Consider the following 12,249-nt stretch of genomic DNA (forward strand, 5'->3'; position numbering starts at 1 on the left):
GCGCGCAAACGGTTGCCCCCGTATTTACGGCACTGCGACTTACAACTTGAATACTGTGCCGCGCGATGCGGCCCGCACTGCACGACACATGACGCACGGTGTGCTACAAGATCGGCTGGCCCGCGCGCGAAGCACGGGCGATATTCCGGGACTTTCCATGTACGTCATCGACATTCACTACACCGCGTCGCTCGATCGTATCGACGATGCGCTCGAACGCCACCGCGCCTATCTGCAGCCGCTGCTCGACCGCGGCGTGTTCATCGCCGCCGGACCGAAGGTGCCGCGCGACGGCGGCATGATCCTCGCCGCACGCATCGACCGCGACGAGCTCGAAGCGATCCTGAAGACCGATCCGTTCGTCACCGACGGGCTCGCGACGTATCGCGTGACCGAATTCAGGATCACGCGCGCCGCACAGGGATTCAACGTGCCTGCGTTGCCGTAACGCGCGGCGGCGAAAGCGGTATCGATCGGGGAAAGAAAGGAAATGCGCGACGGTGCGGGGCCGCACGTCGCGCGAGCGCGGGCGCGCCGCCGTGAGCCGCGCGGCGCATCCGACGCGCGGCAGCGCTGCTCGACGGCCCGGAAGCGGCTCAGCCGATCAACAGCTTCAGATCGTGAACCCACGGGCCGGGGCCCTGCCCATCGCGCACGAACAGCCGCAGCTTGCCGTCCGGATCGAACACGTAGCTCGCGGCCGTGTGATCCATCGTGTAGCTGCCCGGCGTCTTGCCGGGCACCTTCGCGTAATACACGCGGAAATCCTTCGTGACCTTCTTCAGCGCCGCTTCGTCGGCCGGCCGCAGGCCGATGAACGACGGATCGAACGCGGACACGTACTGCGCGAGCAGCGCGGGCGTGTCGCGCTCCGGATCGACGGTGACGAACAGTACCTGCACGCGCTTCGCCGCATCGGGGCCGAGCTGCTTCAGCGCCTCGGACAGTTCGGCCATCGTCGTCGGGCACACGTCCGGGCAGTGCGTATAGCCGAAGAACATCACGACGGCCTTGCCCTTGAAGTCGGCGAGCGTACGCACCTTGCCGGTCGTGTCGGGCAGCGCGAAATTGGTGCCGAACTGCGTGTTGCCGGTGATGTCGAGATTCTGGAACTTCGGCGCGTTGTCGCATCCGGCGAGCAGCAGCGCTGCCGCGAATGCGCACGCGAGCATCCAGCGTTGGCGCACGCGGCGCCCGAACCGTGAATGGAGCATTGCGTTCAAACCGTGCGGTTACACGCCGAGCAGCGGGCGCGCATAGTGATCGACGAGCAGCGCGGCGAACAGCAGCGACAGATAGACGATCGAGTAACGGAAGGCCTTGCGGGCGAGCGCGTCCGAATAGTCGCGGTAGATTTTCCACGCATACGCGAGGAACACCGCGCCAAGCAGCACCGCGCTCGTCAGATAGACGGCCCCGCTCATCCCGGAGATGAACGGCATCATCGTGACCGCGAACAGGATCACCGTATACAGCAGGATGTGCAGCCGCGTGAACTTCTCGCCGTGCGTGACGGGCAGCATCGGCAGCCCCGCGTTCTCGTAATCCTTGCGGCGATAGAGCGCGAGCACCCAGAAATGCGGCGGCGTCCACACGAAGATGATCAGCACGAGGATCCACGCGTCGCCGGGCACCGCGCCGGTGACCGCCGCCCAGCCGAGCGCCGGCGGCATCGCGCCCGACGCGCCGCCGATCACGATGTTCTGCGGCGTCATCGGCTTGAGCAGCAGCGTGTAGATCACCGCATAGCCGACGAAGGTCGCGATCGTCAGCCACATCGTCAGCGGGTTCGTGAACGTATAGAGCGTCCAGGCGCCCAGACTGCCGAGCACCGCGGAGAACAGCAGGATCTGCGGCGTCGTGATCTCGCCGCGCGCGGACGGGCGCCACGCGGTGCGCCGCATCATCGCGTCGACCTTCTGCTCGACCAGACAGTTGATCGCGAACGCCGCGCCGGCGAGCAGCCAGATGCCGACCGTGCCGCCGATCAGCACGTGCCACGGCACCATGCCGGGCGTCGCGAGGAACATGCCGATCACCGCACAGAACACCGCGAGCTGCGTGACACGCGGCTTCGTCAGCGCCATGTACTGGGAGAACCGGCTACCGGGCGAATGGGACAGGGTGCTTTGCATGGGGACGGTCACGCCGGGGCGGCGTCGCGCGCAGGCTGCACGACACGGCCGGGGCGGCTTGAAAGGATGCGAAAGTTTAACATGACGACGAGCAGCAGCAGGATCGCGGCACCGCCGTTGTGCGCGACCGCGACCGGCAGCGGCCACTGCAGCACGATGTTCGTCAGGCCCGTCGCGAACTGCAGCAGCACGACCAGCAGCACGCCGTTCGCGGGCCGCCGCAGCGACGCGAAACGGCGCATCCTCAGTGCGAACGCAACCAGATAGGCGACCACCACGAACGCGAACGTGCGGTGTGTCCAGTGGATCGCGACCAGCGCGTCCTGCGTGATCGCGTCGCCGTCCTTCGTCATCCCGAGCGCGCGCCACAAATGGAAGCCCTGCTCGAAGTTCATCGGCGGAATCCACTGGCCGTTGCAGGTCGGGAAGTCGGTGCACGCGAGCACCGCGTAGTTCGTGCTCACCCAGCCGCCGAGCGCGATCTGCACGACGAGCAGCACGAGCGCCGCGAGCGCGGCCGCGCGATAGCGGCCGGCCTCCGGGTCGTACGACGGCAGCGGCGTCTGCCGCGCCGCGAGCCAGCCGAGCGTGCCGAGCAGCGTGAGACCGAGCAGCAGATGGGTCGTGACGATCACCGGCTGCAGCTTCATCGTGACCGTCCACGCACCGAACACGCCCTGCACGACGATCAGCAGCAGCAGGCTCGTCGGCCACCACGGCGACACGTGCAGCGGACGGCGGCGCCACCGCGCCGACCACGCGATCACGACCTGCGCGATGATCAGCACGCCGATCGCCATCGCGAAATAGCGGTGGATCATCTCGATCCACGCCTTCGTCATGCTGACGGGACCGGTCGGCATCGCCTGATGCGCGGCCGTGATCGCGGCGTGCGCGATGAACGGCGACGACGTGCCGTAGCAGCCCGGCCAGTCCGGGCAGCCGAGCCCCGAATCGGTCAGCCGCGTGAAGCCGCCGAACATCACGAGGTCGAGCGTCAGGAACGTGGTGACCCACACGAGCTTGCGGAACTTGTCGTCGTCGGCCTTCACCCACACGTACGACAGCGGCAGCAGCGCGATGCACAAGCCGATCAGGCCGAGTTGCAGTAGATACGACATCGGAATGGTGCCTCGTTGGATTGCCTTAGCCGATGCTCGACCACTTCAGCAGCTTCGTGACGTCCGTCTTGATCTTGCTGGGGTTCGGGTCCTTCGGGAAGCGCATCATCAGGTTGCCGTTCGGATCGACCAGGTACAGATGGTCGCTGTTCTGCGTGCCGGCGTCGGCGGGCAGCCATGCGGCGACCGCGGCGGGATCGGCGACGAGGCGCCGCGTGTCCGGATACGCGTCGAGCACCTTCTGCGGAATCGCGCCCGCATCGCTGCGCAGCCACACCATCGTGATCCGGTGCCGCTCGCCGGCCTGCGTGACGCGGATCTGCCGCATGAAATAGAGCTTCTTCGCGCACGCGTCGTCGCATGCGCTGCGGTCGGTCATCACGAACAGCCACACGCCGCGCAACGACGACAGCGGCACCGTCTTGCCGGTTTCGTCGGTTACCGTGAGCCCGGCCGGAATCGGGCGTTGCGGCTCGATCAGCGTGCCGTAGTTCGTCGATCCGCCCTTCGGCTTGATCACGTAATAGGTGAAATACGACGCGAGCATCGGCGCCGCGCACACGAGCCCCAGCAGCACCAGCATCCAGCGGCCGCGCTTGCGGGCCGCCGGCGAGATCGGCTTCGCGGCCGGACCCTGACGGGAAGATTCCATGGACAATTCAGACCTCTCGAAACGAACCCGCGGCCTGGCGGCCGCGTCCGGGCATCGCGCTCATGCGCCGGCCGACTTCTTCGCCGCACGCCTTGCCGCGTACAGCCCGAAGCCGAGCGCGGCAGCCGCAATGCCCCACCACTGAAACATGTAACCGTAATTGCGCTCGACGCCGGTCGTCGCCGCCGGCCAGTCGCGCACGAGCTTGTCGCCGTCGTCGCTCGTCTGCTGGATCACGAACGGCTGCAGCGGCAGCCCGGTTTCCTTCGCGTATGCAGCGACGTCCAGGTTCTGCCGGATCTTCTGGTGCGCCGCCGAACCGCCTTCGCCGAGCTCGAACGCGCGCGACGCGTCCGCGCGCGCGATACCCTCGATCTCGATCTCGCCTTCCGGCGTCGGAAACGGCTCGATCGCGGTGCGGTCGGCGATGTTGCGCGGCAGCCAGCCGCGATTGACGAGCACATAGCCGCCGCCCGCGAGTTTAAACGGCATCACGACGTAAAAACCCGGCTGGTCGTTATACGGCCGATTGTCGAGGAACACCGCTTGCTCGGGGATGAAGCGGCCCTTCGCACGCACCCGATGGAACTCGATCGACGCGAGCGGAATCGGCTGCGCACCGATGTCGACCGGCGGCGCGTGCTCGTAGCGGACGATGCTCGCGTGCAGCGCTTCCTTCTGATGCGCGCGGTCGCGCTGCCAGAAACCGAGACGGATCGCGGACGCGACCACGACGAGAATCAGCAGCGCCGGAAGCCAGCGGATCTTCATCGGGCCGCCCGCGGGGCGCACTCGCAAAAGCGAAGTGCGATAATTATCCTCTTCCTTTCGAATTGCCGTCGTCCGGTTCGTGTCATGCACATACTCGTTCCCATCGCCTTCGTCCTCATCATCGCCAGCATGGGGTCGGCGCTCTATTTCATGATGCACGACCGCGGCCATACGAAGCGCATGGTCTGGTCGCTCGCCACCCGTGTCGGGCTGTCGATCTCGCTGTTCCTGTTCATCCTGTTCGCGAACTGGATGGGCTGGATCCATTCGACCGGCTTGCCGATCGGGCGTTGATCCGCTCGCCGTCGCGGCCGATGTGACATATCGCCGCACGGATGCGCGACCAAGCAAAAGCGCCGCCTGACTGAGTCGCGGCGGCGCCGGGGTGCGGTTGCCGGCAGCGTTCGCGCCGTGCCCCGCGAATGAAAACGGCCCGCGCATCGCTGCGCGGGCCGTTTTTCCATTTACAGCCAGTAGACGACGACGTACAGCCCGAGCCAGACGACGTCGACGAAGTGCCAGTACCACGCAGCGCCTTCGAACGCGAAGTGATGATCGGGCTTGAAGTGGCCGCGGATCATCCGCACCAGCACCACCGCGAGCATCGTGCCGCCGAGGAACACGTGGAAGCCGTGGAAGCCGGTCAGCAGGAAGAACGTCGACCCGTAGATGCCCGAGCCAAGCGTCAGGTTCAGTTCGTTGTACGCGTGGAAGTATTCGAAGCCCTGCAGGAACAGGAAGCAGACGCCGAGCACGAGCGTCGCCGCGAGCCATGCGATCGCCTTCTTGCGGTGATCGTCGCGCAGCGCGTGGTGCGACACCGTCAGCGTCGCGCCCGACGACAGCAGCAGCGCGGTGTTCAGCGTCGGGATCGGCCACGGACCCATCGTCTTGAAGTGGCCGGCGAGCTCGGCCGGCCCTTCGTTCGGCCACACGGCGGAGAAATCCGGCCAGATCAGCTTGTAGTCGAGGCTGCCGAGCTGGTGCAGCGCGATTTCGCGCGCATAGAACAGCGCACCGAAGAACGCGCCGAAGAACATGACTTCCGAGAAGATGAACCAGCTCATGCTCCAGCGGTACGAGCGGTCGACGTTCTTGCCGTAATGACCGCCTTCCGATTCGGCGATCGAATCGCCGAACCAGTGGTACAGCGTAAAGAGCAGCCACAGCAGGCCGACCAGCGACGTGTACGGTGCCCAGTCGTGACCGTTGAGCCAGAGTGCGAACGATCCGAGCATGACCAGCAGGCCGACGGCCGCGCTGATCGGATGCTGCGACGGATGCGGCACGAAATAGTACGGGGTCTGGTTTTGACCGCTCATGCTTGATTCTCCACTTCAGTCCAATTTGTGTACCGGAAAACGCTCCGGCCATATTTCTTGCGCGACGCGACGGCCGCCGCTCTTTTCCTGCACGCAGCGCCGCGGCGCTGCGCACTGCATTGTTTCGCGACCGCGTCAGCCGACGACGGCCCGCACGATCAGGATCAGCACACCGATGAACACACCGGCCGCGATCAGCGCGACGATCAGCACGTGCAGCGGATTGAGCTGCGTCGCGTCGGCTTCCAGGTCGCGCCGCTTGCGCACGCCGAAGAACGACCACAACACCGCGCGCAGCGCCTGACCGAATCCGCCGCCCTTCACCTCCGTCATCGCCGCCTCCGTCGTCATGCACCCGGCGCCGTCGCGCCCTGCGCCGCGGTGGTACGCGTCGCGGGCGCCGGCGTGGCCGGCGTGTTCAGCTCGAAGAACGTGTACGACAGCGTGATCGTCTTCACGTCCTTCGGCAGTTTCGGATCGATCACGAACACCACCGGCATCTTGCGCGACTCGTTCGCGGCCAATGTCTGCTGCGTGAAGCAAAAACACTCGATCTTCTTGAAGAACTCCGTCGCCTGCTTCGGCGCGTAGCTCGGAATCGCCTGCGCGACGACCGGCCGGCCCTGCCCGTTCGTCACGTCGTACACGATCGTCGTCAGCTCGCCCGGATGCACGTCCAGACTGTTGTGCTCCGGCTTGAAACCGAGCGGGCCGCGCGCGTTCGCGTCGAACTCGATCGATACGGTGCGGCTGTAATCGACCTGCGTGTTCTTCGCCTCGCGCTCGCTGACGTCGCGCTGCAGCAGGTTGTTGATGCCCGTGATCTGACAGATCGCGCGATACATCGGGATCAACGCGAAGCCGAAGCCGAACATCAGCCCGGCGACGACGAAGAGCTTCACCAGCATCGAACGATTGAACGCGCGATCGGCGGCGCCCCCTTCCGGCTTCGACATACGACGACTTCCTCGCTACTGCGTCAGTTGCTGCGTCAGTGAGTGGACAGCCACCACTGCTTGATCACGACACCCACAAAAAAGACGGCGACGATCACGAGCAGGATCAGGCCGAGCCGCTTGTTGCCCGCGCGAATCTGCTCGGGCGTTCGTCTTTGCTGTGGATTCCGGTTCATCTGAAACTTCGGTTCGGCGCCCCGCCGCGCCTGCCTGCACGGCAGGCCGCGGCGGAACGCGCGGTGAAACTTATTCGACGTGCGGCGGCTGCTCGAACGTATGGAACGGAGCCGGGCTCGGCACCGTCCACTCGAGGCCGGTCGCGCCGTCCCACGGCTTGTCCGCCGCCTTCTCCAGCTCGCCGCCGCCACGGTAGGCCGGCAGCGCGACCGCGAACAGGAAGTACACCTGCGCGAGGCCGAAGCCGAATGCGCCGATCGTCGCGACCTGGTTGAAGTCCGTGAACTGCGCCGGGTAGTCCGCATAGCGGCGCGGCATGCCCGCGAGACCGACGAAGTGCATCGGGAAGAACGTCAGGTTGAAGAAGATCATCGACGCCCAGAAGTGGATCTTGCCGCGCGTCTCGTTGTACATCCAGCCCGTCCACTTCGGCGCCCAGTAGTACCAGCCCGAGAACAGCGCGAACAGCGAGCCGGCCACCAGCACGTAGTGGAAGTGCGCGACCACGAAGTAGGTGCCGTGATACTGGATGTCGAGCGGCGCCATCGCGAGCATCAGGCCCGTCAGGCCGCCGAACGTGAACACGAACAGGAAGCCGATCGCGAACAGCATCGGCGTTTCGAACGTCATCGAGCCGCGCCACATCGTCGCGAGCCAGTTGAACACCTTCACGCCCGTCGGCACCGCGATCAGCATCGTCGCGTACATGAAGAACAGCTGACCGGTGACCGGCATGCCGGTCGCGAACATGTGGTGCGCCCACACCATGAACGACAGGATCGCGATCGAAGCCGTCGCGTACACCATCGAGCTGTAGCCGAACAGCGTCTTGCGCGAGAACGCCGGGATCACCTGCGACACGATCCCGAACGCCGGCAGAATCATGATGTACACCTCGGGGTGGCCGAAGAACCAGAAGATGTGCTGGTACATCACCGGGTCGCCGCCGCCTGCCGCGTTGAAGAACGACGTACCGAAGTGACGATCGAACAGCACCATCGTGATCGCGCCCGCCAGAACCGGCATCACGGCGATCAGCAGGTACGCGGTGATCAGCCATGTCCACGCGAACATCGGCATCTTCATCAACGTCATGCCGGGCGCGCGCATGTTCAGGATCGTCACGACGATGTTGATCCCGCCCATGATCGACGACGCGCCCATGATGTGGACCGCGAAGATCGCGAAGTCCATGCCCGGGCCCATCTGAGTCGACAGCGGCGCGTACAGCGTCCAGCCGGCGGCCGTCGCGCCGCCCGGCGCGAAGAACGAACCGACCAGCAGCACCGCCGCGACCGGCAGCAGCCAGAAGCTGAAGTTGTTCATCCGCGCGAACGCCATGTCGGATGCGCCGATCTGCAGCGGAATCATCCAGTTCGCGAAGCCGACGAACGCCGGCATGATCGCGCCGAACACCATGATCAGCCCGTGCATCGTCGTGAGTTCGTTGAAGAACTCCGGACGCATGATCTGCAGGCCCGGCTCGAACAGCTCGGCGCGGATGCCGAGCGCCATCACGCCGCCCGACAGGAACATGATGAACGAGAACAGCAGGTACAGCGTACCGATGTCCTTGTGGTTGGTGGCGAACAGCCAGCGTCGCCAGCCGTGCGGTGCTTCGTGCGCGTGGTCGTCGTGCGCGTGGCCCGCGGCTACGTCGTGCCCGATGCTAGACATGAGAATCTCCTAATGCGAATACGTCGACAAACACTGCGACACGTCAAGCCGCCGGGCCGATCTCGACCCGTCGCGCTGCCTTTGCGTCGGCCCCGCCCGTGATCGTTTCCGGCTTTTTCAGAACGATGTGGTCTTCCGCCACGCCTGCCGCCTTCAGCGCGTCGCGCACGGCCTGTGCGCGCTGCTTCGCGAGTTCGGCGTTCGCGTCGGCCGAGCCGGTCTTGTCGGTGAAGCCCGACAGCGCGAGCTTCGCGTCCGGATGCGCGTTCGCATAGTCGGCCGCTGCGGCGATCGCCGCTTTCGCGTCGGCCGGCAGCGTGCTCTTGCCCGTCTCGAAGTAGATGGTCGACACCGCAGCCGCGGCCGACGCCGATGCTGCGGCCGGCTGCTCGGCTGCGCCCGACGCGGCTTGCGCCGGCGCCGAAGCCGCTTCGGCCGATGCCGCTGCGCCTGCGGTGTCTTCCGGCATCTTGCCGTTACGCGCGTCGGCCACCTGCTTCGGCTGCAGCAGATCGTTCTTGTGGTTGCCCCACGAATTGCGCTCGTACGTGACGACCGATGCGATATCGAGATCGGACAGCGACGCCCACGACGGCATCGCGCCCTTGCCGTGCAGCACGCGCTCGAGGTGCGCGGCGATCGGACCGTTGACGATCGGGCTGCCGTCCATCGCCGGGAATGCGCCGAGGCCCTTGCCGTTCACCTGGTGGCAGGCCGCGCAGTTCGCCTTGTAGACTTCCTCGCCGTGCGCGACGAGTTCGGCCATCGTGTACACCTTGTTCGGATCGACTGCCGCGCCGGCGAGCTTCGCCTTCTGCGCGCCGACCCACTTCGCGTAGTCGTCGTCCGACAGCACTTCGACGACGACCGGCATGTATGCATGCTCCTTGCCGCACAGCTCGGTACAGAAACCGCGGTACGTGCCGACCTTGTCGGCCTTGAACCACGTATCGCGCACGAAGCCCGGAATCGCGTCCTGCTTCACGCCGAACGCGGGCACGTACCACGAGTGAACGACGTCGTTCGCGGTCGTGATGATGCGGATCTTCTTGTTGACCGGCACGACGAGCGGGTTGTCGACTTCCTGCAGATAGGTTTCGGTGATCGGCTTCTTGCCCATCACTTCGTCGCGCGGCGTCGTGAGCGTCGACAGGAACGAGATGCCCTCGCCCGGGCCCTTCACGTAGTCGTAGCCCCACTTCCACTGGTAGCCGGTGACCTTGATCGTGAGATCGGCATTCGTCGTGTCCTTCATCGCGACGACGGCCTTCGTCGCCGGGAGCGCCATCAGCACGACGATGACGAACGGCACGATCGTCCAGATGATTTCGACGGTCGTGCTTTCATGGAAATTGGCGGCCTTGTGGCCCTTGGATTTGCGGTGCGCGAAGATCGAATAGAACATCACGCCGAACACGCCGACGAAGATCACCGTACACAGGATCAGCATCATCGTGTGGAGATCGTAGAGCTCCTCGGCGATCTTCGTGACGGGCGGCTGCAGGTTGATCTCGTTGACGCGGGGGCCGCCCGGGCTGTCACCGACCGCCAGAGCGGCGCCGGCAAAGAGCAATCCGCTGCATGCCAGCACGCCCATGAGGGCTCGCTTGATTGTTTTCATAGCATCCTTACCCAAAATTTCCATTCAAACCCTCCCCCGTCGCGAGCCCGCGGCCCTGCTGCAGGCCGGTGCCCGGCGCGTCAGCCGCAGCGCCGGAGCGACACGCGCAGTTCGTCGGCGAACTGCGCACGCTTGTACTGCGCGAGATGCTGCCCGATTACGACGGTCTGCCCGCGCGATACCAGCCGAATCGGATCGCGTGGCGTCGCGCCCGGCTCGACCCGCACCCAGCGCGGGTTGAATTCGATCTGCGTGAGCCGCTCCGCCTCCATTCGCTCGATCACGAGCCGGTGCGGAAACAGCCTGATGCGCTCGTAGTCGACCGCGTGGCGTGCATAGATCGCGAACGCGACACCGACCGCCAGCAACTCGATTCCGGTGAAGGGCATGACGAGCCAGGCCCCCCGCCACATCAGCAACGCCGCGATCACCAGCGAGAAGCCTGCGAGCGACGCGTAAAACAGCACGAATTGACGCGGCGACACCGAACAGTTGCGTTTCATCAGCCAGTCTGCGAGGACCGGTTCGCCGTCCGCCGTCTCCGCCAACACCGTCGCTGCTTCCATCGCCGCCTCACGCGAATGGCATGCGATGCATGCCTGCATCGGACTCGCCGCCCCGTATTGCGGGGACCCCGGGACGACAAGCTGACGCATTATAGGCGGGTTCAATGGCATCCACAAGCAAGCGCCGATCGGCCCGCAAGCCAAGCGCGACAAGCTTTCCGGCCATTTTTCGCGTCAATTCCATCGCGCTTCGCGCCGCTAATTTCGGACATAACAAAACCCCTCTTTACCGCTTTACCGATTCTTCGGACGCCCCTTTCCGATGTCCTCGATGCGCACGATCCCGTGCCCTTCGGCGGTCGTGCGCGGCGCGGCTTTCCATGCGTGGCCGTAGATCACTTCGAACGTCAGCGGGATCGTGCCGTCCGCGCGCCGGCGCGCGTGCAGCGCGTCGCCGAGCGCCGCGCGGAAACGCCGCGACGCGTGCTGCGGCGCGGTGCGCGCAAACGGATACGCGCCCCAGCGACGCACGTCGGCCAGCAGCGAATCGGGCGATTTGTACGTGACGGTGAGCACTTCCTGGTCCATCACCGGGATCTCGAAGCCGCTCTCGACGAGCATGTCGCCGAGGTCGTGCATGTCGACGAAATCGATCACGCGCGCGGCGGGCGGCGCGATCCCGAGCGCCGCTTCCGCGTCCGCGCAGGCGGCGCGCAGCTCGCGCAGCGTGTCGGGGCCGAGCGTGCTGAACATCAGCAGGCCGTTCACGCGCAACACGCGCTGCCATTCGGGCAGCACGGCGTCGGGACGCGAATGCCAGTGAAGCGCGAGATTCGACCAGATCAGATCGAACGTGCCGGCCGCAAACGGCAGCGCGGAGAAATCGGCCTGCGCGACGCGCGGGCCACGCGGACCCAGCGCACGGCCGAGCGACGCGGGCAGCCAGCGGCGCCAGCTCGTCTGCTCGGTCTCGCGCTGACCGGCCCGCGCGAGCATCGCGCCGGACAGATCGACGCCGAACACCGGCGCTTCGGGGAACCGCGCGCGCAGCGCGGGCAGGTCGTCGCCGGCGCCGCAGCCCGCATCGAGCACGGCCGCCGGAGTCACCTTGATGTATTCGAGACGCTCGCACATCCGCTGCGCGATCTCGCGCGGCAGGAACGCGACCGCGTCGAACGCGGCGGCGCGGCGATCGAAGATACGCCGCAGGCGCCGGGCGTCATTGGCCGGACGGCTGGATGAAGTCGAAGCTGGGGACATGTCGGGCACACTGGCGAAGAGCCCGAAGTATACTCGCTCGCCCAGCAGGCT

General features: G+C 65.8%; 15 protein-coding genes. 2 read left to right on the forward strand and 13 right to left on the reverse strand.

Annotated features, from left to right (window positions below):
* Positions 1–157: 157 nt before the first annotated feature.
* Entirely contained in the window at positions 158–448 is a 291-nt protein-coding gene (locus BUB20358_RS13060) for a YciI family protein (RefSeq protein ID WP_006763336.1), read from the forward strand.
* A gap of 148 nt (positions 449–596) precedes the next feature.
* Here BUB20358_RS13060 and BUB20358_RS13065 read toward each other — a convergent pair whose 3' ends face one another.
* From BUB20358_RS13065 to BUB20358_RS13085, 5 genes are read right to left on the reverse strand one after another with little or no spacing between them, the layout of a single operon-like run.
* A complete protein-coding gene (locus tag BUB20358_RS13065) occupies positions 597–1,214 on the reverse strand; it encodes an SCO family protein (RefSeq protein WP_006763335.1) in 618 nt (205 codons plus the stop codon).
* A gap of 18 nt (positions 1,215–1,232) precedes the next feature.
* Positions 1,233–2,135 (reverse strand): heme o synthase, encoded by a 903-nt coding sequence (cyoE, locus tag BUB20358_RS13070; RefSeq protein ID WP_006763334.1) that lies wholly within the window; start codon positions 2,133–2,135, stop codon positions 1,233–1,235.
* Positions 2,136–2,143: 8 nt separating this feature from the next.
* A complete protein-coding gene (locus tag BUB20358_RS13075) occupies positions 2,144–3,256 on the reverse strand; it encodes a COX15/CtaA family protein (protein WP_006763333.1) in 1,113 nt (370 codons plus the stop codon).
* 25 nt (positions 3,257–3,281) lie between these two features.
* On the reverse strand, positions 3,282–3,908 hold the full coding sequence (locus tag BUB20358_RS13080) for an SCO family protein (RefSeq protein WP_006763332.1): 627 nt from the start codon (positions 3,906–3,908) through the stop codon (positions 3,282–3,284).
* A gap of 60 nt (positions 3,909–3,968) precedes the next feature.
* Entirely contained in the window at positions 3,969–4,679 is a 711-nt protein-coding gene (locus BUB20358_RS13085; protein ID WP_006763331.1) for an SURF1 family protein, read from the reverse strand.
* 84 nt (positions 4,680–4,763) lie between these two features.
* Between BUB20358_RS13085 and BUB20358_RS13090 the strand changes: the two genes are divergently transcribed.
* A complete protein-coding gene (locus BUB20358_RS13090; RefSeq protein WP_006763330.1) occupies positions 4,764–4,973 on the forward strand; it encodes a twin transmembrane helix small protein in 210 nt (69 codons plus the stop codon).
* A gap of 170 nt (positions 4,974–5,143) precedes the next feature.
* Here the strand turns inward: BUB20358_RS13090 and BUB20358_RS13095 are convergent, their stop codons facing one another.
* The 8 genes from BUB20358_RS13095 to BUB20358_RS13130 form a co-directional block, all read right to left on the reverse strand.
* Positions 5,144–6,001, reverse strand: a complete 858-nt coding sequence (locus BUB20358_RS13095; protein WP_006763329.1) for a cytochrome c oxidase subunit 3 — start codon at positions 5,999–6,001, stop codon at positions 5,144–5,146.
* Positions 6,002–6,136: 135 nt separating this feature from the next.
* Entirely contained in the window at positions 6,137–6,334 is a 198-nt protein-coding gene (locus BUB20358_RS13100; RefSeq protein ID WP_006763328.1) for a DUF2970 domain-containing protein, read from the reverse strand.
* Positions 6,335–6,348: 14 nt separating this feature from the next.
* A complete protein-coding gene (locus BUB20358_RS13105) occupies positions 6,349–6,957 on the reverse strand; it encodes a cytochrome c oxidase assembly protein (protein ID WP_006763327.1) in 609 nt (202 codons plus the stop codon).
* A gap of 35 nt (positions 6,958–6,992) precedes the next feature.
* Positions 6,993–7,133: a cytochrome oxidase small assembly protein gene (locus BUB20358_RS13110; protein ID WP_035971672.1), complete on the reverse strand. Its 141-nt coding sequence runs from the start codon at positions 7,131–7,133 to the stop codon at positions 6,993–6,995.
* 70 nt (positions 7,134–7,203) lie between these two features.
* Positions 7,204–8,811 (reverse strand): cytochrome c oxidase subunit I, encoded by a 1,608-nt coding sequence (gene ctaD / locus BUB20358_RS13115; RefSeq protein ID WP_006763326.1) that lies wholly within the window; start codon positions 8,809–8,811, stop codon positions 7,204–7,206.
* A 43-nt stretch (positions 8,812–8,854) separates the two neighbouring features.
* Positions 8,855–10,456 (reverse strand): cytochrome c oxidase subunit II, encoded by a 1,602-nt coding sequence (gene coxB, locus BUB20358_RS13120; RefSeq protein ID WP_006763325.1) that lies wholly within the window; start codon positions 10,454–10,456, stop codon positions 8,855–8,857.
* Positions 10,457–10,512: 56 nt separating this feature from the next.
* A complete protein-coding gene (locus tag BUB20358_RS13125) occupies positions 10,513–11,037 on the reverse strand; it encodes a DUF2244 domain-containing protein (RefSeq protein ID WP_045552408.1) in 525 nt (174 codons plus the stop codon).
* A 195-nt stretch (positions 11,038–11,232) separates the two neighbouring features.
* Complete coding sequence (locus BUB20358_RS13130; RefSeq protein WP_035971667.1) at positions 11,233–12,198, reverse strand: methyltransferase domain-containing protein; 966 nt, start codon at positions 12,196–12,198, stop codon at positions 11,233–11,235.
* Positions 12,199–12,249 lie beyond the last annotated feature (51 nt).

The sequence above is a fragment of the Burkholderia dolosa genome (assembly GCF_902499135.1).
GTDB lineage: Bacteria > Pseudomonadota > Gammaproteobacteria > Burkholderiales > Burkholderiaceae > Burkholderia > Burkholderia dolosa.